Origin of the sequence: Pseudanabaena sp. FACHB-2040 (assembly GCF_014696715.1) — a bacterium.
Lineage (GTDB): Bacteria > Cyanobacteriota > Cyanobacteriia > Phormidesmidales > Phormidesmidaceae > JACVSF01.
Window position 1 is genome coordinate 224,332 of the sequence record NZ_JACJQO010000002.1, and the last position, 26,510, is coordinate 250,841.

The 26,510-nt window shown below is 51.6% G+C and carries 23 protein-coding genes, 1 pseudogene and 1 riboswitch; of the genes and pseudogenes, 12 read left to right on the forward strand and 12 right to left on the reverse strand.

What is annotated here, in order from left to right; genetic code table 11:
- Nucleotides 1-344: 344 nt before the first annotated feature.
- Nucleotides 345-1,631 carry a glycosyltransferase gene (locus H6G13_RS02850; protein WP_190481649.1) on the reverse strand — a complete coding sequence of 429 codons (1,287 nt, stop codon included), beginning with the start codon at nucleotides 1,629-1,631 and terminating at the stop codon, nucleotides 345-347.
- Between the two features lie 23 nt (nucleotides 1,632-1,654).
- Entirely contained in the window at nucleotides 1,655-2,509 is an 855-nt protein-coding gene (gene crtW / locus H6G13_RS02855) for a beta-carotene ketolase CrtW (protein ID WP_242028087.1), read from the reverse strand.
- Between the two features lie 663 nt (nucleotides 2,510-3,172).
- Between crtW and nuoB the strand changes: the two are divergent.
- The 5 genes and pseudogenes from nuoB to hflX form a co-directional block, all read left to right on the forward strand.
- Nucleotides 3,173-3,838, forward strand: a pseudogene (gene nuoB / locus H6G13_RS02860) (NADH-quinone oxidoreductase subunit NuoB); the annotation flags it as partial.
- A 7-nt stretch (nucleotides 3,839-3,845) separates the two neighbouring features.
- Nucleotides 3,846-5,507, forward strand: a complete 1,662-nt coding sequence (gene crtO / locus H6G13_RS02865; RefSeq protein WP_190481651.1) for a beta-carotene ketolase CrtO — start codon at nucleotides 3,846-3,848, stop codon at nucleotides 5,505-5,507.
- Between the two features lie 1,017 nt (nucleotides 5,508-6,524).
- The gene (locus H6G13_RS29350; RefSeq protein ID WP_347277425.1) at nucleotides 6,525-6,782 is read left to right on the forward strand and encodes a hypothetical protein; all 258 of its coding nucleotides are present in this window, start codon (nucleotides 6,525-6,527) and stop codon (nucleotides 6,780-6,782) included.
- Between the two features lie 12 nt (nucleotides 6,783-6,794).
- Nucleotides 6,795-7,037, forward strand: coding sequence for a hypothetical protein (locus tag H6G13_RS02870; protein ID WP_190481652.1), 243 nt, complete (start codon nucleotides 6,795-6,797; stop codon nucleotides 7,035-7,037).
- Between the two features lie 7 nt (nucleotides 7,038-7,044).
- Nucleotides 7,045-8,724 (forward strand): GTPase HflX, encoded by a 1,680-nt coding sequence (hflX, locus tag H6G13_RS02875; RefSeq protein ID WP_190481653.1) that lies wholly within the window; start codon nucleotides 7,045-7,047, stop codon nucleotides 8,722-8,724.
- Nucleotides 8,725-8,861: 137 nt separating this feature from the next.
- On the opposite strand, the gene H6G13_RS02880 is transcribed toward hflX, so the two are convergent.
- Complete coding sequence (locus H6G13_RS02880; protein WP_190481654.1) at nucleotides 8,862-10,049, reverse strand: helix-turn-helix domain-containing protein; 1,188 nt, start codon at nucleotides 10,047-10,049, stop codon at nucleotides 8,862-8,864.
- A 1,051-nt stretch (nucleotides 10,050-11,100) separates the two neighbouring features.
- On the opposite strand from H6G13_RS02880, the gene H6G13_RS02885 reads away from it, so the two are divergent.
- Both H6G13_RS02885 and H6G13_RS02890 read left to right on the forward strand, forming a co-directional pair.
- Nucleotides 11,101-12,462, forward strand: coding sequence for a PAS domain-containing protein (locus tag H6G13_RS02885; RefSeq protein ID WP_199305692.1), 1,362 nt, complete (start codon nucleotides 11,101-11,103; stop codon nucleotides 12,460-12,462).
- Between the two features lie 91 nt (nucleotides 12,463-12,553).
- The gene (locus H6G13_RS02890) at nucleotides 12,554-13,624 is read left to right on the forward strand and encodes a chemotaxis protein CheB (protein ID WP_190481655.1); all 1,071 of its coding nucleotides are present in this window, start codon (nucleotides 12,554-12,556) and stop codon (nucleotides 13,622-13,624) included.
- 134 nt (nucleotides 13,625-13,758) lie between these two features.
- Here H6G13_RS02890 and H6G13_RS02895 read toward each other — a convergent pair whose 3' ends face one another.
- The 4 genes from H6G13_RS02895 to H6G13_RS02910 form a co-directional block, all read right to left on the reverse strand.
- Nucleotides 13,759-14,370: a CAP domain-containing protein gene (locus tag H6G13_RS02895; RefSeq protein ID WP_190481656.1), complete on the reverse strand. Its 612-nt coding sequence runs from the start codon at nucleotides 14,368-14,370 to the stop codon at nucleotides 13,759-13,761.
- Nucleotides 14,348-14,851 carry a pyridoxamine 5'-phosphate oxidase family protein gene (locus H6G13_RS02900; RefSeq protein WP_190481657.1) on the reverse strand — a complete coding sequence of 168 codons (504 nt, stop codon included), beginning with the start codon at nucleotides 14,849-14,851 and terminating at the stop codon, nucleotides 14,348-14,350. Before H6G13_RS02900 ends, H6G13_RS02895 begins: the two co-directional genes overlap by 23 nt.
- A 211-nt stretch (nucleotides 14,852-15,062) precedes the next feature.
- On the reverse strand, nucleotides 15,063-15,854 hold the full coding sequence (locus H6G13_RS02905; protein WP_190481658.1) for an SAM-dependent chlorinase/fluorinase: 792 nt from the start codon (nucleotides 15,852-15,854) through the stop codon (nucleotides 15,063-15,065).
- Nucleotides 15,855-16,108: 254 nt separating this feature from the next.
- On the reverse strand, nucleotides 16,109-16,393 hold the full coding sequence (locus H6G13_RS02910) for a hypothetical protein (RefSeq protein WP_190481659.1): 285 nt from the start codon (nucleotides 16,391-16,393) through the stop codon (nucleotides 16,109-16,111).
- A 533-nt stretch (nucleotides 16,394-16,926) separates the two neighbouring features.
- Here H6G13_RS02910 and H6G13_RS02915 point away from each other — a divergent pair.
- On the forward strand, nucleotides 16,927-18,204 hold the full coding sequence (locus H6G13_RS02915) for a S41 family peptidase (protein ID WP_190481660.1): 1,278 nt from the start codon (nucleotides 16,927-16,929) through the stop codon (nucleotides 18,202-18,204).
- Between the two features lie 119 nt (nucleotides 18,205-18,323).
- On the opposite strand, the gene H6G13_RS28265 is transcribed toward H6G13_RS02915, so the two are convergent.
- Both H6G13_RS28265 and H6G13_RS28270 read right to left on the reverse strand, forming a co-directional pair.
- On the reverse strand, nucleotides 18,324-18,689 hold the full coding sequence (locus tag H6G13_RS28265) for a hypothetical protein (protein WP_199305693.1): 366 nt from the start codon (nucleotides 18,687-18,689) through the stop codon (nucleotides 18,324-18,326).
- Entirely contained in the window at nucleotides 18,650-19,249 is a 600-nt protein-coding gene (locus H6G13_RS28270) for a hypothetical protein (protein ID WP_199305694.1), read from the reverse strand. The genes H6G13_RS28265 and H6G13_RS28270 overlap by 40 nt, the downstream gene beginning before the upstream one ends.
- Before the next feature lie 207 nt (nucleotides 19,250-19,456).
- Here H6G13_RS28270 and H6G13_RS02925 point away from each other — a divergent pair, with 207 nt between their 5' ends.
- Nucleotides 19,457-20,242, forward strand: a complete 786-nt coding sequence (locus H6G13_RS02925) for an RNA polymerase sigma factor SigF (RefSeq protein WP_190481661.1) — start codon at nucleotides 19,457-19,459, stop codon at nucleotides 20,240-20,242.
- 104 nt (nucleotides 20,243-20,346) lie between these two features.
- On the opposite strand, the gene H6G13_RS02930 is transcribed toward H6G13_RS02925, so the two are convergent.
- Complete coding sequence (locus tag H6G13_RS02930) at nucleotides 20,347-20,823, reverse strand: Spy/CpxP family protein refolding chaperone (protein ID WP_190481662.1); 477 nt, start codon at nucleotides 20,821-20,823, stop codon at nucleotides 20,347-20,349.
- 252 nt (nucleotides 20,824-21,075) lie between these two features.
- Here H6G13_RS02930 and H6G13_RS02935 point away from each other — a divergent pair, with 252 nt between their 5' ends.
- The 3 genes from H6G13_RS02935 to H6G13_RS02945 all read left to right on the forward strand — a co-directional run bounded on the left by H6G13_RS02935 (nucleotide 21,076) and on the right by H6G13_RS02945 (nucleotide 23,925).
- Complete coding sequence (locus H6G13_RS02935) at nucleotides 21,076-22,302, forward strand: sensor histidine kinase (protein WP_190481663.1); 1,227 nt, start codon at nucleotides 21,076-21,078, stop codon at nucleotides 22,300-22,302.
- Nucleotides 22,299-22,955 (forward strand): response regulator transcription factor, encoded by a 657-nt coding sequence (locus H6G13_RS02940; RefSeq protein ID WP_190481664.1) that lies wholly within the window; start codon nucleotides 22,299-22,301, stop codon nucleotides 22,953-22,955. Before H6G13_RS02935 ends, H6G13_RS02940 begins: the two co-directional genes overlap by 4 nt.
- A gap of 187 nt (nucleotides 22,956-23,142) precedes the next feature.
- A riboswitch (cobalamin riboswitch) is annotated at nucleotides 23,143-23,273 on the forward strand.
- A gap of 235 nt (nucleotides 23,274-23,508) precedes the next feature.
- Complete coding sequence (locus H6G13_RS02945) at nucleotides 23,509-23,925, forward strand: DUF1636 domain-containing protein (RefSeq protein WP_190481665.1); 417 nt, start codon at nucleotides 23,509-23,511, stop codon at nucleotides 23,923-23,925.
- Here H6G13_RS02945 and H6G13_RS02950 read toward each other — a convergent pair.
- Together H6G13_RS02950 and H6G13_RS02955 are read right to left on the reverse strand one after the other, a co-directional pair.
- Nucleotides 23,922-24,176 carry a hypothetical protein gene (locus H6G13_RS02950; protein ID WP_190481666.1) on the reverse strand — a complete coding sequence of 85 codons (255 nt, stop codon included), beginning with the start codon at nucleotides 24,174-24,176 and terminating at the stop codon, nucleotides 23,922-23,924. The genes H6G13_RS02945 and H6G13_RS02950 overlap by 4 nt on opposite strands.
- A gap of 208 nt (nucleotides 24,177-24,384) precedes the next feature.
- Nucleotides 24,385-26,094, reverse strand: a complete 1,710-nt coding sequence (locus H6G13_RS02955; RefSeq protein ID WP_190481667.1) for a R3H domain-containing nucleic acid-binding protein — start codon at nucleotides 26,092-26,094, stop codon at nucleotides 24,385-24,387.
- Nucleotides 26,095-26,510: the final 416 nt, after the last annotated feature.

Genomic DNA, 26,510 nt, shown 5'->3' on the forward strand with positions numbered 1-26,510 from the left:
GATCGAACGAATAATAATGATATTCCTGACTCAAGCAGAGGTTTCTGGAGTTGGGCTGTTAAAGGGGTTTTCCAATTGTTAAGAAAATCCGGTCACTCCCTACTTTCCGAGTGCATCTGCTACAGGTAGCTAGTGAAGGGCGACACATGGCTTGAAATCGCGTTCAATGCCAAACTTAAAATCCCGGTTTTACTGGGATTTTTTTTATTCCTATAATTTTTTTAATTCCTATAAACATACTCAGGCTAAGCCTAGACTCAATCTCTATGCCAGTTCTCCTAAATAAGTAGCCCCAATCAAACACGTCCGCAGCGACTATGTCTGGCTAACTACTCAAAAAAGGACTAGACTTCGACCATTGCTGGAGATAGAATCGGCCGCCTTGATTGGACTGCCTGCTCCACAATATCTGCAGCTCGCCGCACTCCGCCTGCTTGAGCAATAGCCTGCTGCATCTTCTGAGCATTTTTCCGGTAAGATTCGTCTGAAAACACTCGCTGCACCGCTGCTTTCAGATTCTCTACCTGCACCTCGGCAATTGGAATAACCTCTCCTACTCCGGTCCAACGAATGCGGGCCCCCGTCCCTGGCTGCTCAAAAGTAATCGGCATCGCTACCATTGGCACACCCGCACTCAAAGAATCTAAAACCGTATTGAGTCCGCCATGCGTAATAGTCAGGCTAGCCCGCTGAATCACCTCGACTTGGGGAGCATAGTCTACCACCAGCGGCGAACCGGGTAAATCCAGCATGTCGTCAGCCTTGATCCCGTGGCCTAGGGTAATTACCAACTGGGCATCGAGCCCCTCGCAAGCGCGGGCAATGGTGTGATACACATCCTGCTTAGTGTTTTGAATGCTGCCAAGAGAAGCGTAGATCAACGGCTGTCCGGTAAGTCGCTCAAACGGAAAGGGTACCGACTGCGGCCAGGGATGGCGGAACGGCCCTACGTAGTGCAGGTGACTGGGCCGCTGGTCTAGAGGAAACTCAAAGGCGGCAGGCTGTTGACTAATCCAGGCTAAGCGAGCATTTGAGCAATAAATGTGGCGATAGGGAGGCATCTGCCGCTGCTGGCGGTAGCGGTTGATTTCCTGCAAGATAGGTTTGCAGCTACGGTCTAGCACATAGTAAGCAGCCTGATTACGCAGCCGCGCCCAAACCTTATTTTGGTAGGGCCAAAGGGTAAAAAAGGGCGGTACATCAGCTCGACGATGAATTGCTTGGCCACAGCTCACCGTGACAAAAGGCAGATTCAGCGATTCACCAATTGTCTCGCCGACCGGCTCTAGTTGGTCGGTAATTAATGCTTCAATACCTTCACTTTTAATGGCAGCGGGAGCATCTTGGCAGATGATCTCGGCCATGTGGCGACAAAATTCAACCGAATACTGCAGCGATTCTCGCCCGCTCAGTTGGGCCAGCTGCTGAAACATCTCAGCCAGCGAGCCAGGCTTATACAGAGACTGACCAATCGCCCGAAAATCTAGCTCGGCAGAGTGTACCTTGTCTGCTAAATCAGGTAGCTGCAAAACGGTTACCCGGTGCCCGCGCGATCGCAACTCCCGCCCCAGAGAGAACTGAGGATTTAAATGACCAGAATAGGGCGGGCAAATGATGCCAAAGTGAGTCATAAAGCACCCGGGAACTGAAGTCTTTAACAGCTAGGTAGAGTCTGAGGAGTCTGAGAAGTCTGAGATGAGGTTAACGAGGATGGCTTTTGAACTGTAGAGTCTGACCCAAAATAGATACCCTGTCGATAAACGGTAGGTAAGTACCACCAAGGGATGTGCGGGTGCTCGTGGTGCTCCTCATGAAAGCCAAAGTGGTAGCAGGCAAGGAAGGACAGCCACGTTGGCAGCGGATAAGTTTTAGCGCGATGGCGGTTACTGTAGCCTCCATTGGGCTCTCGGTGCGGCAGAAAAGTGCCAAAGAAAAAGAGCTGAAGCGAGCTCAAAAATGAAGGCAGAATCCAGAATAGGAACATATTCCTTTCAGGAATTCCCAGCGCCCAATGGATTAGATAGTAGACCGAGATTAGAACAACAATTTGCTTCAGGCTCGTATAGCCCTTCATAAAATGGAGATACCAAAAGACTGGGTTTTTGTGGCGGCCATCATGAAAGTCTGGGTCGCCCGCTTGAGCAGGATGGCGGTGGTGTTGCCAGTGTTTCTGCAGCAGCTTTTTATAGGAAAAGAGGGCATAAACAGAAACGGCAAATGCACCAATAAAGTGATTCACTTTAAGGTTGCGGGAGAATACCGAGCCGTGCATCGCATCATGGGCCGTAATGAAGAGTCCCGTGTAGATAAATGCTTGCCACAAAATGGCTGGCACAAGCTGCCAGAAGGGAACTTCAGCTATGGGTATTGAGAGTAAAACTGTAAGACTAACTGCCCAGATCGAGAGAATAGCTAAAGCGCTGAGCAAGCCGTAGGTCGCAGCTTTGCCTTTGTTTTCCGAAAGAGTTGAAATGTCAAAGGTGGGTAGCAGGTTATTGTGTCCAATCAACTTAGGTTTTCCTTTCAAGAGGAGGTGAGGGTTAATTCATCTCTGCTCTCTCTCCTATATTTAAAGCCTCTATATCAGGGCTTATATCAGAAAGAAGAGAAGGAAGAGATGCTGGCTCTTATAAAGCTTAAGGGTGTTTCCTTTAGCTGTTAGTGTGTATGTCGCGTGTAAGTGTTTGAAAAATGCTCGGAATTAATCGAGCTATATGCGTCTTTTTGATTGGAGCTTTTAATAGCCTGATGTTCAGAATAATAGCTAGTATTTTCTACTCACTTCTGTAAAAGGATAGAGATAGCGACAAGCAAAAACGTTGAGCTAGCTTTTTATTGTTGATAGGGGAAAACAATAAACCAAAGCTATTTCTGCTTCAAAACTGTCTGAAAACAGCGCCTGAGGAGTAGCTTGAGCTACAAAAGTTGTTTATGAAGATGTATCTCTAAAGAAAGAAGGGAACAATTTTTCTAATCGTTAGGGTTAGAGGATAAAAACAATTTCTGGGATGGCTTAACTACACTAAGCCTATCTCTGAATCTGGGCTAAGTCAGACTTGCTCTCATTTTTCATCCGATCTTCTGTCTAAGGGTAGAAATGAATTCAAATTCCCATCCTGCTTTTGACTTGGGGAGCGGCGAACGTATCTCTGCTCCCGCTAGCTATCCCGAGGTAACAAATCAGCTGTCAGAAAACGTTATTCTGACTAGCCTCGACGATCTCTATGATTGGGCACGGTTGTCTAGCTTGTGGCCAATGCTCTACGGCACAGCCTGTTGCTTTATTGAATTTGCGGCTCTGATCGGCAGCCGATTTGATTTTGATCGGTTTGGTCTGCTGCCCCGGTCTAGCCCCCGTCAAGCTGACCTAATCATTTTGGCGGGCACTCTGAATATGAAAATGTCGGCAGCTACTCGCCGCCTCTACGACCAGATGCCTGAGCCCAAATACGTGATTGCAATGGGGGCCTGCATGATTTCGGGAGGTATGTTTAGCGCTGACTCTCCTACCGCAATTCGCGGGGCAGATAAAATTCTGCCGATTGATGTATATATTCCCGGCTGTCCGCCCCGACCCGAAGCCATTATTGACGCCATTATCAAGCTGCGTAAAAAGATGTCGAATGAGGCATTTCAGGAGCGTGACCCGAGCGGGCCTACCCATCGCTTCTATTCTATTCCCCATAAGCTCAGGTCGGTTCCCCAAATTCACACGGGCGAGTATTTGCAGTCTCCATTCCGGCAGCAGCCCCCAGCAGCTCTAGCGGCAGAGAAAGGAATTCCTCTGCCGGAACTGCTGAAGGAAATGGAGCCCAGCCCCACTGCAGAGAGCTGGTAGGTTAGCAATGAACTACGACGTAATTTTGATTGGAGCGGGCCACAACGCTCTGGTGTGTGCTGCTTATCTTTTGAAAGCCGGTTACTCGGTGCTGTTGCTGGAGAAGAATGCTGTACCCGGAGGCGGGGCCACTACGTTAGAGGTGATGCCAGAGGCTGCACCGGGATTTTTCTTTAACCCCTGTGCGATCGACCACGTGTTTATTCATCTGGGGCCGGTGGTGCAAGAGCTAGAGCTACACAAGTACGGGCTGGAGTATCTGTACTGTGACCCACTGATTTTCTCCCCCCATCCCGACGGCAAGTATTTCTACGCCCATAAGTCTGTGGAGCAGACCTGCCAAGAAATTGCCCGCTTTAGCCCCCGAGATGCGGAGAAGTACCGGCAATATGATGACTTTTGGCAGCGCATGATCTCTGCGCTCGTACCCGTATTCAATGCGCCACCCAAGTCCATTATTGACATTGCCCTCAACTACAACCTGACTCAGATCAAGGACTTGCTTTCTCTAATCGGAGGCGACAAGAAAACCCTGGATCTGGTTCGGACGCTCTTTACCAGCGCCCAAGACTTGCTGGAAGAATACTTCGATGCAGAGTTTCTGCGGGCACCCCTGGCCCGGCTGTCTTCAGAGCTGAGCGTACCACCCTCGCAAAAGACCAGCGCCATTGGCGCGCTGATGATGTCTATGCGCCACAACCCCGGTGTGGCTCGACCCAAGGGCGGCTCCGGGGCGCTGACAGAGGCTCTACTGAAGTTGGTGACGCACCTGGGCGGCCAAGTGTTGACCGAGCAGCCAGTCGAGAAAATCCTGGTAGATGATGGTCGGGCTGTTGGCGTACGGGTGGCTGGGGGCCGGGAGTACCGGGCCAGCAAGGCAGTGATCTCTAGCCTCGACGCCAAGCGGGTGTTTCTGGAGCTGTTGAGCCCAGCTGAAGTGGATGGGGCCGACCCAGAACTGCGCGATCGCATGCAGCGCCGTGTCACTAGCCACAATAATGCCATTCTCAAAATCGACTGTGCCCTTTCAGAGCTGCCCCGCTTTGAGCACCACCAACACCGCGACGAGTACTGGACTGGAGCCGTCTTGATTGCCGACTCGGTTGATCACGTTGAGCTGGCTCACACCGATCCCAATATTGGCCGCATTCCCGATGGTGATCCCTCAATGTATGCGGTTATTCCCTCTTTCCTCGATCCGTCCCTAGCACCACCTGGACTGCATACGCTATGGATTGAGTTCTTTGCCCCCTATGCGATCAAAGGGGCCGAGGGCACAGGCCTCAAGGGCACAGGCTGGACAGAGGAAACCAAGGAAAAAGTGGCTGACCGCGTGATCGACAAGCTAGCCAGCTATGCTCCGAACCTGAAGCAGGCGATCATTGCCCGCCGGGTTGAAAGTCCGGCCGAAATTGGCCAGCGCCTAGGCGTGGAGAAGGGTAACTACTACCACTTCGACATGACCTTTGACATGATGATGCCGTTTCGCCCGTTGCCAGAGCTAGCCAACTACGAGACCCCAATTAAAAACCTGTTGCTCACTGGAGCGGGCACTCACCCTGGCGGCTCGATTTCGGGTATACCAGGACGCAATTGCGCCCACGTTTTCCTACAGCAACAGAATCCGCTCTCAGCGCTAACACAGCGGCTTACGAGCCTGGTTAAGTAGACCTAAGCTCCCCGATGGAGACGGCTATGCTTTGATCGATCATCTTAAGCTTGGGCATCTAAATACCTGCGATCGCAGTATCAGCCCTAGCCAAAACCAGAGGACCGAGAAAAGACGCTGACCGCCGATTTTACGCATCCTTAGCCTCGCGCTTCCTTACAAGAGCGCAGGGCTTTTTCTTTGGGCAGAGAGCAACATCTACTCCCCAAACATAGGCTTACCTTTGTAGAGGTTGAGGACAGTTCCAGGCTCTACGCTTCAGCTGCCGTCTACTCAAAGTTGTGGACTCAATCCCTCTGCTAGTCTCCTGAGAGAGCGTTTGCGATGAGCTGGAAAACTGATTTTCTAGCGGTCTACGCCAAGGTATGAGTCCTGAAACTGTGCAGTCAACCTATCCAAAGAATACAGAATTCATTAATAGCCATTGTTATAAAGCTTGTGGCAACGCCTTAAAAAGCTTATCCAGACTAGGGTTTCGACAAGTTGGACCTATCCTAGGTTTTCAAAAAACACTGTAGACATTAGTTATATTAGCTGCCTTTATATGTGGCGATAGTTACAGTATTTAATGAACTTTAAAGTAGCTGTAAGCAAGGCTACTTTTTAAGCCTTTTTGTCTAAAATTAGCTGCTTTTTTAAGTGATAGAATCCGCTGAAAACGTTTATCAGCAGGGAAGTTCAGGCCTCTCTTCAATTAATATATCTCTCGAATTTTCTCCACAAAGTCTAAAAAACAACACAGTTATCCCCTACTAAAGAGTGATTAAAATCTACAGCTTACGAGAGAAAAAACATCTTTGCTTACACACTAGAGTTAGATAACAAGGAGTTCTATAGAGCCCTTTAACCACTTGCCATATCAGGCATTTGATTAAGGGGTCTGAGTGAGAAAGCTTCTCACTCTTTCTGGAGACGTCCTGACTCTCTATAAATTTCAAACTGTTTAATAAGCATATAGATGCTCTATTAATTTAACGCTTAGCAATAACTAAACCTAATAGACACAAGGTTGCTTCTATGACTGGACAAATGTGTTGGTTGAATGAGCAGGGCGCAAACTCTCACAAAATTCTACATCTGCGTTTAAAGCCGAGTGATCCTTGGCGTCCTTACACGGCCTGTCGCCAGTTTGCAGTACCCGACCACAACATTCCCAGAGGCTCTAAAGGGTGGGCAACTTATCAGAAGCTTTTTAAGGCTGGCTGGGCTTTAGTACCATCGGCTGAAGCACATCAAACCCCGGCTCTAGTGGGTGCATTAGCAGGTGGTCGTTAGGAGATAGCCAATATGAAAACACTTTCGTCTTCATCAACTTTTCTCGCTCGCTACTGCACAAATCCCAAATTCAAGCAAAATCAGCAGGTCAGTTTTGTAGGAGGCACTGGCAGAATCAAAACCTATCTACCCGACTCTGGAAAATGGACCTACGAAATTGAAATGGAGCTAGGACCAGAACCCGAAATCGGCAGAGTTGGACCAGAGACCACAATTTTGCTTTACGAAGCAGACATCCAGAGTGTCTTAGACTAGACCTTTTATGGCAAGTGTTTCCGGCAATGTTCAGGGCTTGAAAAATAGCCAGATCAAGCAGCTACAGCAGCTTTACCAAGAACGGCTGACCAGTGATGGAGTGGTGTCTTTGAAGCTAGCCCATAATCTGGGCAAACTCAGTAAGGCTATGCATCGACCGCTGTGTTGCTATCTAGACCGGCGGGGACAGGTAGTAGAGGTGGCCGTGGGGACACCTGAGCAAACCCAGCTATCACCGGAGGCACTGCCCCGTCGTAGCACCGAGCGATTAAGCGGCATTCGCTGTATTGCAGTGCAGTCCCACGCCCCTGACCAGGCTGCTCTAGTTGCCATGCTGCGACAGCGGCTGGATGCACTGGTCGTACTGGTTCCAGCTGCCGATGGAGCTGCCGACCCGATTGAGGTTGCTTACCTAGCTCACGTGGTGCCTGATATCGAGCAGCCTTGGGCCGTCTCGTCCCCGTTATCGCTGGACGACCTAACAGTAGAAGACTTCAACGATCTGCTGCATGAGTGGGAGAGCGAACTGCGTGAGTCAGGCTTTAGCAGCGATCAGTTTCAGTATGTGCAGGCCGACCATGACCGGGTGCTGCTGGTGGGTCTGATGACAGACGATCTATCTTCCCATCAGTTTCAGGACGGGCTAGAAGAACTGACCCGGCTGGTAGAAAGCGCTAGAGGCGAGGTAGTGGGAACAGTGGTGCAGAAGCGATCGCAACCCCACCCCCAAACCGTCATCGGTCAGGGCAAGGTCAGCGAAGTGGGGCTTCAAGCCCAAACGCTAGGAGCCAACCTGATCGTCTTTGACCGTGACCTAACAGCTACCCAAATTCGTAACTTAGAGCAAACTTTGGGTGAGCGGGTGGTCGATCGCACTGCCGTTATCCTCGACATCTTTGCCCAGCGGGCTCAGTCTCAGGCAGGCAAACTGCAGGTCGAGCTGGCCCAGCTAGAGTACCTGCTGCCTCGGCTACGGGGCCGAGGACAGTCGTTATCGCGCTTAGGCGGCGGCATTGGCACACGAGGCCCCGGTGAAACCAAGCTAGAAACCGAGCGACGCACCATTCAACGGCGGATCGATCAGCTGCAGCAAGAGGTCAACCAGCTCCAGGCCCACCGTGCTCGCCTGCGTCAGCAGCGGGAGCAGCAGGAAATTCCAGTCGTGGCTCTAGTTGGCTACACCAATGCAGGCAAGTCCACCCTGCTCAATACCTTGACCCAGGCCGAAGTCTATACCGCCGATCAGCTCTTTGCCACCCTCGACCCGACCACCCGACGGCTCACCTTAACCCAAACCGACCCAGAGGCAGGAACTCAGGAACGCCACGATATCTTGCTCACCGATACCGTAGGTTTCATCCATCACCTGCCGCCTGCGCTGATAGATGCCTTTCGCGCCACCCTAGAAGAGGTGACCCAGGCTACTGCCCTGCTGCACGTGGTAGACCTCTCACACCCCGCCTGGCAGAGCCATATCGAATCTGTCGAAGAGGTCTTACAGTCTCTGCCAGCAATGTCTGGGCCAATTCTACTAGTGTTCAACAAAATTGATCAGGTGAACTCAGAGCAGTTAGCCACTGCTCAGCAAACCTATCCCGATGCAGTCTTCATCTCTGCGACCCAGCGCTTGGGCCTAGAGACCTTGCGACAGCGGCTGCAGCTTGACCAGCCAACTGCAGTAGCCTGACAAAACATAAGTAGCCTAGATTAGGCCCTGCGAAGCTCACCTACGAAGTTAAGCCGACGCACTTAGAGCAGTTTGGCTAGGGTGTGTCGTTATCCCAGCGCGAGCACAAGAGACATCCAGCAGGGCTACTGGCTCAGTTAACTATCTAACAAGACAAGATGAGATTTATCATCTAACAGCACGCTGCCCTCCTGCTGTAGCTTCCCCAGCAACCGAGTAATCGTGACGCGAGTAGTGCAGCAGGCACTGGCCAAGTCTTCGTGAGTGAGGCGGATACTCAGCCGAATGCCCTGATCAACCGCTTCTCCCACCTCCACCTTCAAAAATTCCAGCATCTGGCGCAGTCTTTTCTCAGCGTTAGGCTCGCCTGAAATAGCTAGCAGCAGTTCGGTCTGCTGCAGGCGGTGAGCCGTTCCCACAAACAGATGATGAGTCAGTTCTGGAGCAATCAGTAGTTCATCTAGGTCGATAAAGGCTACCTGCACATCAGAAAGCGCCATTACCTCATGCAGCGGTAGCGCCGTTAGCAGCCTGCCAAAGGGGGTGCCTGGCCCCATCAGCCCCAGCAACACCTCTTTATTGTGGTCGGTTAAGGTCGTGAGCTTGACCAAGCCCTCACTGACATAGCCCAAAGATTGCGGCTGCAGCGGAATGATCTCGCCGCGACTAAAGGACTGCAGCGGGCGATCTTTCAGCAACAGTTCTGCTGGGCTAGAGGCCGTCTCTTGCTTGTTAGATTGCCACCGCTGCAGGCGCTTGCGGTGAGTGATATCCCGCAGTGCCCACTGAAAACCCACGGGCTGACCTGTGCGATCGCGAATGGCCACAGTTGAGCAAGCCGCCACCGTGACGTTAGCGTTGCGAGAAGCTAGGCCCAGTTCCCACTCTTGGTAGTAGTCGCGCTCCTGCCGCCGCATCAGCTCTGTCCAGAATTTGGGGCGATCCGCCGCATCAACATAGACTACCAAAGGCTTTTTAGCCAAATACTCCGGCGGTACTCCCAGCAACTGTGAGGCCATCAGGTTAGCCTCCAAAACTTCACCTTTGAGGTTAGTCACAAGGTAAGCCTGAGGTGCAAATCGAAATAGGTGTTCGTACCGCCCCCGCTCAACATTAGCCGTTTCCACCGCGTAGGCTAAAGAATCGTTTTGCTGCTGTAGCTCCTCCACCGCAACCTGCAGCTCTTCCACAGCAATCCCCAACTCCTTAAACGCAGCAGCAGTGACCTCCGGGTCAGCACAGGAAAAAGACTCATCTCCGTTCAACATGAGATTGAGCCGTTGAGTCAGAGAAGAAACTTGCTCAGAAAAGCGATCAATATTCATCAAACTATACTGGAGACTCCATTTGAGGCATCTACCAGCCGCAGACAAAATCGAGCAGCGACAGCCAGGATACCTACAATTTTTTCATTATTTAGCGGTTACTTAAATCATACCGACAGATTTATTCACATTCCTCCCTCATTGGAGCCAATCTCCATTTACAAGTGTCAATAAACACACCATCGGGGCGTTTACTGAGAACTACTAAGATATCGCTAGAGGTTTTTGAGCTGCATTATTTCCCTCTTCACTAAGCCAAGTTTCTATTGGATTAACAGATAATCTCTATCGACCATTAACTGCCCAAAAGCACCCTTTGATTTAGCTTTTTCGACTTCTCCTATGGTTTCAATAGAAGAAAATTTTACAACCCACTTTCTATCTCATTCTCAAGATAGATGCCTACTGCCAAAATAGCTGATTTTAGTTGAATAGTGCAGCCGTCTCTGCAAGAGCAAGGGTATAGATTCTGCGAAAAACCGTCAAATATTCGGAATTTGCCTAGAAGTAAGGCCTAAAGCCCTAAACAGGTTTTCAGTCAATTACTCCATTTAGAAGATATTTTAGAAGCAGAAAAACCTGTTTAATGTTTCCCGCTCCTGTCACAAGGCTGAATAAGAAGAAAGTTTAATTTATCTTTTGGACAAAACCTGAGGAATACTTTTATAAAATAATTGAGTTATCTAACGCTTCTGCCCACTCTATTCAGCCGAAGTGAAACCTGCCAAAAGAGATAAGAAAATGTTGATTTTTTTCAAATTTCCTCTTCAAAATACCTTCTTGAAGATTTCGGGTTTATGTTTTTAATCATCCTGAAATCTATGACTTAAGATCACCCGTTAGGATATTTTTATTCGAGGAGAGATATATCATAATACTTTTCAATTCGGAAAAAAGTTCTACTTCAACAGTTCGATCGGTCAAATTTAAGTAAACCCATCTTTAAATTTCCCCATTAGGTTGAGGTTGCTGGGCTAGGCTATTTGCTAAGATCATCGCCCCAAAGATAGAAATTTACAATTAATTAAAAAAGGAGTTTGAAAATCGCTTTATGACTGGGGAAAATCGTCTACAGACTCAAAACGGGGGTGCCTTCACCCACTATATGGAGACGGTGCATCAGCGGACCGAAACGCTTTACCAGAGTGCTAAAGACGTGCCCTGGGAGCAGCCCCAGCTGATTCTTGACTCCTTAGAAGAACTGCGCCTAGCCCTAGAAGAACTGCATGTGGCTGAAGAAGAGCTGCACCTCCAAAACGAGCAGCTGATCTCCACTCAAGAGGCATTAGAAGCAGAGCAGCGCCGCTATAAAGATCTTTTTGAATTTGCCCCCGATGCCTACCTGATCACTGATATCTATGGAGCAATTCAAGAGGCTAACACAGCGGCAGTGTCTCTGCTGTACTTAAAACAGCCGCTGCTAATCGGCAAGCCACTGGTGATTTTTCTGCCAGAGGAGCAGCGGGCCTCTTTTCGTACGGTGTTAAATCATCTGCCTACCATTCATCGAGTACAGGAGTGGGAACTAACGCTGTGCAAACGCAATGGTGCTACCTTTGAGGCAGCTTTAACGGTCGAAACGATTCGCAACAACATCGGTTCGGTAACGGGTTTGCGGTGGCTCATGCGCGATATCACCCTCCGTAAGCAGGGCGAAATGCAGCTGCGAGAGGCACGGGTCCAAAACTTGCGGCTGATCGAGGCTGACCGCCTAAAAAACCAGTTTTTGGCGACTATTTCCCACGAGCTTCGCACGCCTCTCAGCGCCATGCTGGGCTTCGCCCACCTACTACTGCGGCGACTCTCCAATCATCCTGATGCTGAGGTCGCTCATATGCTTGAGCGGATCTACTGCAACGGTAAGCATTTACTGAGCCTAATCGAAGAAATGCTTGATTTCTCCCGGCTGAAGGCCAAGGGCCTAGAACTGCACCCCGAAACCTTTGATCTAGTTGATCTGGTGATGATCACTGTGGAGGAACTGCGCCCCCTAGCTGTACAGAAATCTCTTGCTCTGGACCTGAAAACTCATCCGCTTACCCTAACTGTCAAAAACGACCGCCTGAGACTGCGGCAGATCATTGTCAATCTGGTGTCTAACGCCATCAAGTTCACAGACAAGGGCAGCATTGTACTGGAGCTTTGGGAACTGCCAGAGGGGCGGGTAGCCCTGCTAGTACGCGACACTGGTATTGGCATTGCGCCCGAGGAGCAGGACCAAATTTTCCAGGAATTTTGGCAGGTCAACCAGACTAACAACCGGCAGCACGGCGGCACGGGACTGGGGCTGGCAATTGTGCGGGCTCTGGTGCAGACAATGGAGGGCACCATTTCGGTATCAAGCCGGTTGGGGGAAGGCACTACCTTTCGAGTTGAGCTTCCTCGCCAAATTTGCAGCTCTGCTCAAAAGTAGATTGCTAGGTAGCTGTGGTCTTACGACAGATGCTCATTACAGCCTTAGAGTCTATACTGCTTCCAGAAATTTTCAGTAACAAAAGTTTTTTATGCCCCATCGCAATATTGTTGTTATCGGGGCGTCTGCAGGGGGCGTAGAAACGTCTAAAGAATTGGTTAGCTATCTGCCGCCTGACCTGGCAGCGTCTTTGTTTGTAGCGATGCACTTCCCGGCTAACAGCGTCAGCATTTTACCCAGCATCCTTAATCGCTGTGGCACTTTGCCTGCTCTTCATCCTGAAGATGGAACGGCGATTGAGCCAGGGCGTATTTACGTTGCCCCACCCAACTATCATATGGAGCTGCGTCGGAGAACCTCAGTCAGTGGGGACCAAGATGCTAGCGGTTACATTGTGCTCGACCAAGGGCCTCGTGAGAATGGCTATCGACCAGCCATTGACTTTTTGTTTCGCTCAGCAGCACGGACTTACCATCAGCGAGTTATTGGCGTTATTTTGTCGGGCATGTTGGACGACGGCACAGCTGGGCTCATGCAAATTAAGGCCAGAGGCGGGGTGGTGCTGGTACAAGACCCTCAAGAGGCGCTGTTTTCTGGCATGCCCAATAGCGCCATTGCCAATGTTAAGGCAGATGCCGTACTCCCTATCGCGAAGCTAGCGGCCCACCTCGTCGAAATCATCCATGAGACCGTGCCGGAGGAGGTTTGGGTGGCAAACGAATTGAACAACGAAAGAGAACGAGAACGGGTAGCTCAGGAAAAAAGTGCGGCAGAACAGGGAGAGCGGCCCGACTCGGCCTCTCCGTTCACCTGCCCAGAATGTGGCGGGGTGCTCTGGGAACTGCGCGATCGCAACCTGCTGCGCTTTCGCTGCCATGTCGGCCATGTCTACTCCCCCGACAGTATGCTTTCAGAGCAGGCCAATGACCTAGAGCGGGCCCTTTGGTCAGGCGTGCGAGCCCTAGAAGAAAGAGCAGCCCTGGCCCGCCGCATGGCCAATCATGCCCACGAGCAGAAGCGTTGGATCTCCGAAGCTCATTTTTTAGAGCGCGCCGAGGAAACAGCGTACCACGCCCAGCAACTACGCCAGGTGATTGCTCAACAGACTAACGGCAAGCCGAACAAGCCCGGCGATCTAGACGATCTGCTTGAGGAAGCTTAGTAGACATGACAGGACAGGAGGGTGCGGAGAGGGGGAGACGTGAGGAGTTAAGAAGGATTGGAAGATAAGCTTCCTGTTCTTTCTCTTGTTCCTGGCCCCACGTCCCCCTCTCTTTCTCTCCGGCTAGCAATGCATTAACGCGATCGCAAAAACAGCTGCGTAAAATAATAGGTATTGCCGACTTGCCACACGCCAATTCCGGTTTCTCGATATTCTGAGCGCAAGATGTTCTCCCGATGCCCTGGGCTGTTCATCCAGCCATCGACGGCTGCTGTCGCAGGTTGCGGGATGTTAGTGCTGGTATAGAGATTTTCACCTATAGCTAAGTAGGTAATACCGGCTGACTGCACCCGATCTACTAGCGTGTCGCCTCGAGGGCTGGTGTGGGCAAAAAAGCCTTCTTCGGCCATGCGGCGGCTGTAGTTGCGAGCCACCTGCGCCAATCTCTGGTTATTGCTGAGGGCGCTCAAACCCTGCTCCTGGCGAATAGCATTGATTTGCTGAGCCACCTGAGCCTCCAGTTGGGCCGTCGCCTCAGATTGGGCAGCAGCTACCGTAGGCTGGGAAGGACTAGGTTGTGAAGCGCCGGCTCCAGGTTGAGGAGAGGGGCTGGGCTGGGGAACACCCGCTCCAGGTTGAGACTGTGGAGGACTGGGTTGAGTCGGCAAGGGGCTACAGCTTGCCAACAGCCCCAAAAAGCAGCCCAGCCCAGCGACAAGAGATTTACTGTAGATTGATCTTGGCATTCTCTCCACTCTGGGCTTTCTCACCCGTTGCCAGTGCTTTGGCAAAGCCAACTGTCTTGGCGACCCAACCGGCAGGCGCATCCCAGTACTCGGCCTGCGATACGTTTATCTTAAGTAGAGCAATATCAGGCTCATCTAGTTCCTGCGGAAACCAGGCTTTCAGTTCCGGCTTCCAGAGGTCCTGCATTTTGCTCCGGTCCCTGACTATCTCTGCCTTGCCCGACATAGAGACATAGCGCTGCTGACTGGGGTCAGAAAAACTGACGTTCACCTGATCCTGCTGATCGACCTCAATTACTTTGTGGGAGCTGGCATAGGTAAAGAACCACAAATCGCCGTTAGCTTCAATATGGCCATTGATAGACATCGGACGACTGCGTAAACACCCCTCATCCACCGTCGTCAACATGCAGTAGTCAATATCCTTCACCAAGTCCCGGAGCTTTTCGATTTCCTCGGTGGAGTGGACGGCAGCAGACATAGTAAGTCCTCATTGAGTTGCGATCGCAGCCTATCGCCTGCGAGACCTCAATTCAATTGAAGAGATTCCGCAGGCGATATTTCGATCCTAGAGAAGCCTCCAGCAGTTAAGCGTCCGTCCTACGGCAGGTTGACACCCATCTGCAAATTCCTTCCATAGGAGGGTTTTAGACAACTCATCTTGCCGATCTTCATTTCCCCACGTCCTTTTACTAAGCAATCCGCGCCACTCGCTGATTCACCCGAGGCCGATTAAACCGCTCCCAAGCACTGCCGCCACGCAAAAAAAGCTCCATCCAGCGCAGAGGCTCCCCACCATCAGCCGCAGGCCAGCCAGAACTGCCAGGAGCGAAGGCCAACGTACCTTCAGGCACTTTAAAGCTGCCGTCAGAGTAGACCGCATCACTGACAATATCCCCAATTCGAATCACAACCTTAGTTTCAGGCTTTAGATCAAGGGTGTGGGCCGGAATCGTCGTTTTAATGTTGCCGTAGCCATCCACCCAAGCCACCCGATCCATAGGCACCTCTGGAATTTGCTCTGGCGTTAACGGGTCTCCTAGCAAAGCAAAGTCTTCCTGCAAAATAGCCACCGCTGCAGGCGGAAAAACATCGCGTGAGCGAAACTGAGAGCCGCCCCGAGAAACGTTGACCGTCTGCAGCACCTGAGCCTGCTGCCTGATAAAAGACAGGGTATATCCAGCGTTGACACCAACAACCTTCACCCCGTTAGGCAACAGCGCGTAGGACAATCCCTCGCCCTCATTATTGCGCCGAGCCTCCGGATCGTCCTGGCGAGGGGCGCAGTTGTGATAAATCAGCCGCTGGCTGGGGCCAGGGTTCAGGCCCAACTGGGCAATCCAAAACCCCGTAGCCAAAGTGCTAAAGGGCGGTACTGACAACAGCTGCACTTGGGCTTCGGGAAGCGCCATTAGCAACCGCTGCGTTACCTCAGAAAAGGCGGGATCTCCTGTGCCGTAGTCTGCAATGACGGAGATAAACATGCTGCCCCCAAAAGCAGTAGGTTCAACGCTAGAAACCAGGAGCGATCAGCCGCTCCCCGTGAATCTATCACGTCAAAAGCCTCTGCGATAGGAAAGAGCACTCAATTTTTGCAGAAATACCTTTGGCTCAAACTCAAGACTGCTTTGCTACTACACCCAAGGGGAAGCAGGCTAACGAGCCTCCGTACTATGCCGCTGCAAGCGAAGTAAAGCTATTCCTGAACTATACCCATGCGCTCTGCAGCGACAGAAATCTAGCTGACCAGCTCTTTGAAGTGGGCTGGCTTGATTCCTAACCACTGAGTTGTTTGCTCTATGCTCCATCTGCGGTAGTGAGCAATCGCCTGAATTTGATCCAGCGTTATATCAATAGAGCGGCTGACCATCCAGTCCTCAATGGTGTCAGGTGAAATATCAAGGCCTGTTACAGTCCCCTTTACGGCCTTGTCCCTTGCCATCTCTGCCCTCAACCACTCCACCAATGCCTGGATATTCCAGGGGTAATAGTTTTTGCCCATGCCTGTCTTGGCTGCATTCAAAAAATTACTCTCTAACCGTAGAAAAATTACTGAAGTAAGATATCCATCTTTAGTATGATCTTTTGTAAATATCAGTAGTTATAGATGATGTTTAAGCCGGTGTGGATCATGGTCGAAAACCACACGAGTCACACACCAACCCACTCAGACACTGCGTTGGGGCGTAAGAACGGTTATTTAAAGAATCTCTGCTTTAGCAGCCAGCCGCTAGCGACAAGCAGCCCAAAAAAATGTCTAGGCATCCCTCTATAGACGTAATGTTTAACGCACCCTTTTTAGAAGGAGTGTGCCACTGCTCAAGATGTCCTACCCCTAGATCGCCTCAGGGTACCCTCGTATATTTTGAAAGTTAGCCCACAGGCAGAGTTGGGTACCTTACTGCCAAGTGTTGCTTTGTGTCAGAAAAGACACATCCTCGCAATCCGGCCCACTTAAGCTGTTTTATAGAAACTATCTAACGATAGATGCCGGTTTGTGTTTCCCGCCTCTTCGCCCAGCAAAATCGCCGTATCACCCCACTACAGGTGACTCCTATGCCGTCTAGCCGCAAAGCCCTGCTCCTGACGTCCTCTCTGGCCTTTGTCAGCATTGCAGCCCTCGCCCCAATTGCTCGCGCCGCGCTTCAAGACAGTCCCAAGGCCACTCTGGATCAGGCTTGGCAGATTATCAACCGAGAATACGTTGATCCTGATTTTAATCAGGTGGACTGGGAGCAAGTTCGGCAGACGCTGCTTTCGCCCAACTATTCCTCCCAGGAAGAAGCCTATGCGGCGTTGAGAGAAGCCCTACAGCAGCTCAATGATCCCTATACTCGTTTCATGAGCCCGACCGAATTTCAGGCATTTCAAAACCAAACACGAGGAGAGCTGGTCGGAGTAGGCATGCGGTTGGCCCTTGATGGCGATACTGAGACTCTAATGGTGGTACAGCCCATCGAAAACTCCCCCGCACTAGAGGCCGGAGTGCAGGCAGGCGATCTCATTCTCCAAATCGACGGCACCCCCACCCAGGGCATGACGGTAGAAGCTGCTGCCGACTTGATTCGGGGCGAGGCGGGCACCCCCGTGCAAATGCTGCTGCAGCGCAACGACACAGCCCCCTTCGTCATGACCCTAACGCGAGCCAAGATCGACGTTCCGGTAGTACATTCGGCCGTAAGGCGTGAGGGAGGACACTCAGTAGGCTATATCCGGCTGTCCCAATTTAACGCCCACTCTGCCGAGCAGATGCAGCGAGCCATCACCAGCCTACAAAGCCAGCAGGTAGATGGGTTTGTACTGGATTTACGCAACAATCCAGGCGGGCGCTTAGATCAGGCTGTTGCGATCGCACGCATGTGGATCAGCGAAGGCGACATTGTCCGCACTGTCGATCGAAACGGCAGCGCCCGCCAGATTGCGGCCGACGGTACCGCTCTCACCGAGTTACCACTGACAGTCCTAGTCAACGGCAACTCGGCTAGCGCCAGCGAGATTTTGGCCGGGGCTTTGCAGGACGATCACCGCGCCACCGTCGTCGGCACCCAAACTTTCGGTAAAGCCCTAGTGCAGTCTGTCAATCCCCTAGGCGACGGCTCTGGTCTCAACGTCACTATTGCCCGCTACTTTACCCCATCAGGTTTAGACATTAACCATCTGGGCATCGCCCCCGATATCGTGGTTGACGCCTCCGAAGATGAACAAAAAGAACTGTGGAGCCATCCTGAGCGTTTGGGCACCGGCGAAGACGTACAGTATTCCCAGGCCATCGAACAGCTGCAAAGCCAGTGGGGAAACCAAAACCAGCCCTCAACGGCCCAAGTCAGCCGCTGAAGGGTCTGGAGTAGGGGTCTAGTCTGGCAGTTAAAGCTCATTGCAAGCCGTCAGACTGACCCCTGTAGGTTGCACTATTGGGTTAAGCTGTCAGGCTGCGCTACTGAGAGACAATTGACCTACCGCAGTACCTCGGCAATGGTCTTAGCAACCAGCTCACTCTTCCAGTAGCTGCCGTGGGCGTCTCCTCCTCCCAACAGCGGCACCAAAGTTTGCTGAAACGGGGTATTCCAGAGATTTCCTCTTTGGGTCAACATATCGCGCACCCGAACGTAGCGTTGGCTATCTGGCAGCAACAGCGGAATCACCCCACTCAGAGGATAGGCAATCGGATCACCCGGGTGAATGAAGTTGTGCCAGAGCAGTTCCTTATTCTGCCTGAGATTAAAGAGCCGCCGCAAAAACTCCTTCAGATTGGGAGAGAGGTCGTGGGAACTCTCTCCCGTCACCGATAGCAGGCTAAATAAAGCAATCGGCGAACCCATCGTGGAATGCTAGCAACCGGTAATCCGGCTCCTGGATGGGCACCGAGCCCAAAGAGAGCATCCCGGATCTGGCTGACAATTTGCCGAATCTGACGGGTGCTGGCATCCTCATCTAACCGAGGATCTTCCCACCGGCTTGCAAACAAAATGTCGAAGAAAATGACCGTACCCATACTGTGGGTAATCAGATGCAGCCGGTCACCTGGAGCTGCCCCCTGCAGTGAACCCAGGGCAGTTTCCTGAAAGCGACGGACCACTTGAGAACCTACGTGACGGCTCAAGTACAGAGCAGCATCTCCTACAAATTCCAGAATTTGCGTGGTTCTTAAAGATTGAAACCACACACCTTTCCAAGCAGGCGAGGCTTCCAGCCCTCGCTGGAGCGTCAGCTGCGGCTGCACATTGAGATCGCCCCAGAAAAAGAAGACTGGCTTGAGATCTCGGGTATTGTCCTTCATAGACTGGCGAATGCTGTTTAGCAAGCCCTGGGCCGTTTTTTGAAACTCTGCCTCGTTGCGGTTCTTAACACCGTGGATAAACAGAACATAATCAGTCGCCATAGGAAATAACTCCTGGGGGAAACGAGCTGAACTAAGGGTAATCCCTTGCGACAGTGCTGCAGCCTACAGGCAAATTAAAACATTCCGTGTTTATCCTGAGACGTCCTAGACTACCCTCCAAGAGTCCCGTAGAACAACGGGTTTGTGGCTCTGTGTTCTTGGCTGACAATAGGCCCACATGGATGTTCTTGCTCCCTTGGTGCAATCATGAAAAGCCAATCTCCCTGCTCTGCCAAAATGATGGATCTGCTGGTTTCTTACCATCAAGCCCCCTCGGTAAACTTGCGAAATCAGTTAGTCAAGCTCAATACTGGACTCGTACGTAAGATTGTGCACCGGCTTTGCCATCAGTGTGGAGAGCCCTTTGAGGACTTAGAACAAATTGGCTATCTGGGCCTGATTCGCGCCATCGAACGGTTCAATCCCAAGCAGGGCTGTGCTTTTAGTTCATTTGCAGTGCCCTACATTCGCGGGGAGATTTTGCATTACCTGCGCGATCGCAGCAGCGCCGTAAAAATTCCTCGACGCTGGCAGGAGCTACAAAAGACAGCTCAGCGGGTCTGCAGTGAACTGAGCCATGAGCTAGGCCGCAATCCCAAAGATGCCGAAGTTGCTACCCGATTAGGCATTTCCAAGACCGAGTGGCAGGAAATGCAGGTGGCTAACCACAACCGCTCACCCCTCAGCCTTGATGCCTGCATAACTCATCAGCACGAGTCATCCCCACTGAGTCTGGGAGACATGCTGCCCGATACCCATGCTCAAGTGCTGCTCCATTGGGAGGAAGACCGCGCCCAGCTGCAGCACGCCCTCAGTCAGCTAGAAGAAAAAACTCGCTCTATCATCGAAATGGTGTACTTGCAGGAACTGCCCCGAAAAGTCGCCGCTGAGCGCTTGGGCGTTAGCCCCATGACAGTCAGCCGTCGATTGAAGAGCGGCATAGAGCAGCTAGCTGTTTTTTTGGGTCAGCCGATTCAAGCCTGCAAACCTTAGCCTCACTCAGTTCCGGCACTCTACAGCTAAAGAATTGGGAACAGTAGACCAGGAAGACACGCAGAATTCAGGCTCTGCGCGTCTTCCTGGTCAATTTTTAATCTTTACTGGGGCTGCTCACCTGCGGGAGACCTACCCTCTGGCCCGTGGGGAGAACGCTGCATTAGCTGCTGTCGCTGTTCCTGGGTGAGGATAGCATTCATCTGCTCTCTAGCAGATTCGCGAACTGCCTGCATTTGAGTTTTTTGAGTTTCTGTCAGGCCAAGGGATTCAAAGACTTGGCGAGGGTTTTCTCGATTGGTTCTAGCCGTTTCTAAACGCTCTCTTTGCTCGGTGGTCAAGATGGTGTCCATTTGCTGTCGCTCGGCTTGCCGGATACTGTCCATTTGGGCCTGCTGCTCTGTAGTCAGGTTCAAATGATTTTGCCCCTGCCGATCGCCACACTCTTGAAGTGAACCTGATTGGGCTAGCCCCGCTGGAGCAAGGGTGGCTGCCAGCGCCAGCGCCAACATACCCGCTAGCAGGGGCAGCCGTCTATTGGGCGAAATCTGGTTTTTGATTGAGGTGGGCCAAGTGTTCATAAAAGTCCTTTGAGCAAAAAAACGTCGAACAAACCGTTGTTTGATGTTCAAATCTTAGAAACCGAGGAGAGCCCCTCACATCAGCCCAAACTCCCTATTCGGCTGGTACCTACTTCCCTGGAGAAATTAGGACTTTGGTACTGCCCACCTGCCGCTAAAGCGGGCCACTAGACGCTAGAAAGCAGGACTGCTTCTGCCCTACCCTAAAGAAAGCTGCAGTCAGCATTCCAGATCTCCCGCTTTTGCCTGCCTATGCACCGTCGCTGGCTCTTTCCCAACCATTCCTTTCGTCTAATGCTTTACCTGGAATGGATTTTGCTGGGGATTATGTTGCTGGGTGAGATTCGACCTACGCCCCATGCTGCGGCCGGAAAGTGGGGCTTGCTCTCCTCAGTTCTGATTCTGGCTAGTTTTGGGCTGATGGGTCTGAAGCTGCCCAGGGAAAATGCTTTAAGCAAGGTGTTGTATACGGCAGTAGAGTTTGGTCTACTGTTTTTAGCGTTTGAGCTGAACCGGCGAACGGCCTTTTTCCCGCTACTAGGTCTGATTATTGTCATGCGTAGCTGTCTGATCTTTCAGCAGGCAGGACGCTTGACGGTGGCCATTGGGGTATTTGGGGCTTTTCTGCTGATGCTGTTTCAGCCGATGCCGATGGCCCCGCCGCCACCCAGACGGCTCCCGCCTCCCGAACTGTTGACCCAAACGATTTTTACCCTCAAGCTCAATACAGCGGTAACCTTTGGCCTAACGCTGCTGTTTACCCTGCTGCTGATCAACACGCTGCTGTCCGAGCGTCAGAGCCGGGAAAAGCTGCTGCAGGCCAATGTGCAGCTGCGGCAGTACGCGCTCAGAATTGAAGATCAGGCAACGCTGCAGGAGCGCAATCGCATTGCCCGCGAAATTCACGATGCGTTAGGACATACCCTAACAGCTCAGAGTATTCAGCTAGAAAATGCTCAGCTATTTTTACCAACCGATGCTGGCAAAACCGCTGCTTTTCTACAGGAAGCCCAACGTTTAGGCGCTAGAGCTCTGCAGGAGGTGCGGCGTTCGGTTTCTATGCTGCGAGCCGACCCATTGCGAGGTCAGTCTCTGGAAGATGCGATCGCATCCTCCCTCAAAGAGTTCCAGCAGACGACCGGCATTACCCCTGCTTACACCCTGGCACTGACCCGCCCGCTACCCGCGGAATTTCGAGCAGCTTTTTACCGCATTTTGCAAGAGTCGCTAACTAACATTTACCGGCACAGCCTGGCCGACGAAGTGAGCATCCAACTGCTAGAGCAGGGGGAAATTGTGCAGCTGCAGATCAATGATAATGGCCGGGGGTTTGACCCTGAGGGCAACTCCACAGGCTTTGGCTTGCAAGGCATGCGAGAGCGTACCTTGGCTCTAGGCGGCCAGTTTCAGCTCTTCAGCCAGCCCGGCCAGGGCTGCCAGATTACGGTGAGACTACCGCTGCCGGGGATTGTTCTATGACCCATCCAATTCGCCTGCTGCTGGTAGACGACCAAATTATCATTCGCCAGGGTCTGCGCAGCCTGCTAGAGGCTAAGCCCGATTTAGAGGTAGTCGGAGAAGCGGCAGACGGGATGCAGGCTATCGCCCAAGTGGAGGCGCTGCGCCCTAATGTGGTGCTGATGGATCTGCGTATGCCAGGAATGGATGGGGTAGCGGCTACTCGCGCCATCTGCCAACAGTTTAGCGAGACGCGGGTACTGGTGCTCACTACCTTTGATGACAATGAGGATGTGGCCCAAGCCATGCGGGCCGGAGCCCGAGGGTACCTTTTGAAAGATACTCATTCGGATGACCTGGCTGAGGCTATTCGAGCCATTAACAAAGGCTATACCCAAATGGGGCCAGGGTTGTTGGAAAAAGCGATCGCACCTGCCCCACCGGCTACACCCGTCCAGCTGCCCCCCCAGCTAGTAGGCCTCACAACTCGGGAACGGGAAGTGCTTTGCCTAATTGCATCTGGAGCCAGCAACCGGGAAATTGCAGCTACTCTCTATATCTCAGAGCGCACAGTTAAGAACCACATCACCCGAATTCTGAGCCAGCTAGAACTGCGCGATCGCACCCAGGCTGCAATGTTTGTAAGTCCATTTCTGCCACTGCTAGGCCCATAGCTGGGTTAATCACAGGGTGCCAACGGCTGCCCCGACAGCTCCCGCAGGTGCTAACACCAATTCTCTAAATGGCCACTACCACCTATCCACTCTCCCACCCCCTACCTGCAGCACTTTTTTCTGGAATTGGTATAAGCTGGGAAGGCTTAAGTCGGTTCTAGCGGGGAGCAGCCGCTAGAGACTGGCATTTGGCACCGGTACTATCGGTCAGCTAGATGCCTATTGGGGAAAGTCCGGTGCAAGTCCGGCGCTGTCCCGCAACTGTAATTAGGCTTCGGCCTTTGAGTCAGAATGCCCGCCGACCTGCATACCGTTAGCTCTATCTGCGAGGTACAGAAGGTGCTCAAGTTATTTTGCGCTGCCAGTTTGGCTGCAGCTCAGCCACTCCCCGTTTGCCCAAGCCATCGCTACCGCCTAAGCTCCAAACGATTAACAACGGACACAGCCACTAGAAGCCTAGAGTAGACAAGTAATCTTTGCTCCAAGTCAATTTTAGAGAGATGCCGCAACCCTACGCTCGGCATCTCTAGCGTTGTCCTAATCTTTGAGTTTTATGACACCAGAACATACCCTTTTTGTCTGCACTCAATGTGCCACCGTTCGCGTCAACGATCAGACCCAAGGCAAAAGCGGCGGGCAAGAACTCCTAGAGGAGCTAACTCGCCTCGCGGCAACAGCCCAGCTACCCGATCAAGTTTCTATTGAGCCAGTTCGATGCATGTTTGCCTGTGAGAAATCTTGCATGGCTGCATTTTCTGCAGCAGGCAAGTACACCTACTTATTTGCCCATCTGCAGCCTGCGACTGCTGCCCCCGCTCTCATCGAGTGCCTTCGCCACTATGCGCTCAACCCTGAGGGTCTACTCCCCTACAGCATCCGCCCCGAACCACTAAAAACCGCTGTACTAGCTCGAATTCCGCCCCAGCTTGCGGTTTTGCCAGCGCCTAATCAGCTAGTTCAATCGGCCTAGAGTAAACTGCCCATCCCACCGCTTTGAGAGCGGTGGGTCAGGCTGACAATCGCTTCGATTAACTGATTAGACTCTATCGGCTTAGCGACATGTAGCTGAAACCCAACAGCGAGCGCCTGCTGTGCGCAAAGGGCAATCCATCTTCTGGAAAGGGATCTCCCAAAACCGTTGTACTTTTTCCAAAATTCAGCTAAATTTCTCCAAAATCCTTGTGGGTTTTCTTGCAAAGCCGAAAAATCGCTGCAGGTCAAATCGAGTCCTCACCTCTGCAGCAAAAAATACCCCTAGGTTGTCCTAGGGGTTGCTTTGAGTGTTCCAACATATTGATATTGTCAGGCTGAGAACGAGCAAACCCATCCGACCCAAGATGGACGAAAACGTAACAAAAGCCTGTTCTCAGTTAATAGAAGTAAACAACCGCCTATATAAGAAGAGCGTTTAGCCGTCAGCAAAACCAGGCTATGCAGGGTAAATACGCAATCGACGATTGGGTTCCTCTCCAAAGCTAGTCGCTTTGAGTTGATAGTGCTCAATCAGTTCGTGCTGTAATCGCCTGACTTTAGCTGAACGAGGCAGTAGCTCCACCGGCTGACCTTTGGGAATAACCACTTGCTCAACCGCAATTCGAGCTTCTTCAAGCGCCTCAAGCTCATGCTCACTACCTTCCTCTGAAAACAAGCTGAGTTCACCTGGCGCTAGGCTGGCTAGCGCATCTATTCCTAACAAACGCTGCAAAGCCCGAGTAATTTCTAGCACCGTATTCCCTTTGGCAATCTGAATCCGGATTTGTCGCTGCTTGGCCAAGCGTTCCAGCTTAGATTGGCTTTTACGGTGAGCAGGCAACGTCAAAATCGCGTCTGCCTCATCTAGCTCTCGCACCAAAACCACCGGCAATTTTAGGGTCGTAGCAATATGTTCAAGCTGCTGTCTGCTAATGCCATAAGGATACAAATGCAGACTGTGACCGTTAACCGCCTTAACCAAACGTTGAGTATCCAATTCACCAGTTCCTAACACAGCCTTATGAGCCGGATCTGCTAACGAAAGCTGCTGAGTTGGCTCCCAAGTTCCCAAAGTATCTCGCTGGTAGCCCTTGTGGTGAAAAGGGAGCACTTGCCCAACCGACTGTCGCCGAGACCGAGCTGCAGGGCTGATGAGAGAGCCCGAAGAAGATTTGGGCTCCTCCTGAGTGACTATGACTTCCCCACTCTCAGTAACTGTTCTGACCTGGGGATAAGGCTGTCGTCCCCGTAACAAAGCATCTACTGTCTCTGCAACGCTCTCATGGACTACCCAGCGCTGACGCTCTAACATTTCAACCGCAATATCAAAGGTAGGTGGCGCTTTACGCTCCAAAACACTCTTTTGGGAACCACGACGCCGTGCCTCGTCATCACCCAAAGTTACGGATTGAATACCGCCCACTAAATCAGAGAGGGTTGGGTTCTTAACCAAGTTTTCGATTTGGTTCCCATGGGCTGTACCAACAAGCTGTACTCCACGCTCAGCAATCGTTCGAGCTGCAAGCGCCTCCAACTCTGCCCCAATCTCATCAATGACAACGACCTCCGGCATGTGGTTTTCCACAGCTTCAATCATCACCTGATGCTGCAGTTCCGGGCGACTAACCTGCATGCGCCTAGCCCGACCAATAGCCGGATGGGGAATATCGCCATCGCCAGCGATCTCATTAGACGTATCAATTATCACGACGCGTTTATTTAGATCATCCGCCAACACGCGAGCTATTTCCCTCAGTGCAGTCGTCTTACCAACGCCAGGGCGACCTAACAAGAGAAGAGACTGGCCAGTTTCGACCAAATCACGAATCATAGCAATAGTGCCATGAATAGCGCGACCCACTCGACAAGTCAAACCAATAACGTCACCCGTCCGGTTTCGAATAGCACTGATGCGGTGCAGAGTCTGCTCAATCCCTGCCCGATTATCACCACCAAATAGACTGACGTGTTGAATGCACGCCTGCAGGTGCTCATGGGTGACAGCAGTTTCAGACAAATACTCTGCACCTCCAGGAAATCGAGCTTCTGGGAAGCGGCCTAAATCCAAAACAACTTCAATCAGTGTGTCCCGCTTAGGGTGATGAACTAAAGCTTGCTGAAGATCCTGGGGCAAAATGTCCAGCAACTTCTGGAGATCGCTTGTCATTTATAACAGCTTTGCAATGATGCAATGAATAGTAAGGAAAGAGAAAGACTCTTTGTGTGTCAGAGAAGTCTTTTTGAAAAAGCCCTCTCCAAATTCAGCAATTCTCGCTCTGTGGGAAATTACGGTGTGTAGAGAGCGTTGTTACATAGATCTACTGTAACAATCCCTAGATAAATTGCCGAGTGTGAACCGAATCTCGAAGTGCGGATAGCTACCTTTCAAGAAAAAAGCTTACTGCTGCTGAAAAACTGCACTCTCAAACAAAAAGCCCTCATCCATTGAAGGAAGAGGGCTTTTGGAATGTAGACCAGGCATCGAGCTATTTTGACAAGGGGCAACCCCCTCACTATTTTCGCCGCTGCTGCGTTTCACGTTCCGAGTTCGAGATGGAGTCGGTGTGGGTCCACAGCGCCATT

Coding starts and splice junctions, on each gene's coding strand:
- H6G13_RS02850 (WP_190481649.1), bottom strand. CDS start 1,631: ATGACTCACTTTGGCATCATTTGCCCGCCCTATTCTGGTCATTTAAAT.
- crtO (WP_190481651.1), top strand. CDS start 3,846: ATGAACTACGACGTAATTTTGATTGGAGCGGGCCACAACGCTCTGGTG.
- H6G13_RS29350 (WP_347277425.1), top strand. CDS start 6,525: ATGACTGGACAAATGTGTTGGTTGAATGAGCAGGGCGCAAACTCTCAC.
- H6G13_RS02870 (WP_190481652.1), top strand. CDS start 6,795: ATGAAAACACTTTCGTCTTCATCAACTTTTCTCGCTCGCTACTGCACA.
- hflX (WP_190481653.1), top strand. CDS start 7,045: ATGGCAAGTGTTTCCGGCAATGTTCAGGGCTTGAAAAATAGCCAGATC.
- H6G13_RS02880 (WP_190481654.1), bottom strand. CDS start 10,049: ATGAATATTGATCGCTTTTCTGAGCAAGTTTCTTCTCTGACTCAACGG.
- H6G13_RS02885 (WP_199305692.1), top strand. CDS start 11,101: ATGACTGGGGAAAATCGTCTACAGACTCAAAACGGGGGTGCCTTCACC.
- H6G13_RS02890 (WP_190481655.1), top strand. CDS start 12,554: ATGCCCCATCGCAATATTGTTGTTATCGGGGCGTCTGCAGGGGGCGTA.
- H6G13_RS02895 (WP_190481656.1), bottom strand. CDS start 14,370: ATGCCAAGATCAATCTACAGTAAATCTCTTGTCGCTGGGCTGGGCTGC.
- H6G13_RS02900 (WP_190481657.1), bottom strand. CDS start 14,851: ATGTCTGCTGCCGTCCACTCCACCGAGGAAATCGAAAAGCTCCGGGAC.
- H6G13_RS02905 (WP_190481658.1), bottom strand. CDS start 15,854: ATGTTTATCTCCGTCATTGCAGACTACGGCACAGGAGATCCCGCCTTT.
- H6G13_RS02915 (WP_190481660.1), top strand. CDS start 16,927: ATGCCGTCTAGCCGCAAAGCCCTGCTCCTGACGTCCTCTCTGGCCTTT.
- H6G13_RS28265 (WP_199305693.1), bottom strand. CDS start 18,689: ATGGGTTCGCCGATTGCTTTATTTAGCCTGCTATCGGTGACGGGAGAG.
- H6G13_RS28270 (WP_199305694.1), bottom strand. CDS start 19,249: ATGGCGACTGATTATGTTCTGTTTATCCACGGTGTTAAGAACCGCAAC.
- H6G13_RS02925 (WP_190481661.1), top strand. CDS start 19,457: ATGAAAAGCCAATCTCCCTGCTCTGCCAAAATGATGGATCTGCTGGTT.
- H6G13_RS02930 (WP_190481662.1), bottom strand. CDS start 20,823: ATGAACACTTGGCCCACCTCAATCAAAAACCAGATTTCGCCCAATAGA.
- H6G13_RS02935 (WP_190481663.1), top strand. CDS start 21,076: ATGCACCGTCGCTGGCTCTTTCCCAACCATTCCTTTCGTCTAATGCTT.
- H6G13_RS02940 (WP_190481664.1), top strand. CDS start 22,299: ATGACCCATCCAATTCGCCTGCTGCTGGTAGACGACCAAATTATCATT.
- H6G13_RS02945 (WP_190481665.1), top strand. CDS start 23,509: ATGACACCAGAACATACCCTTTTTGTCTGCACTCAATGTGCCACCGTT.
- H6G13_RS02955 (WP_190481667.1), bottom strand. CDS start 26,094: ATGACAAGCGATCTCCAGAAGTTGCTGGACATTTTGCCCCAGGATCTT.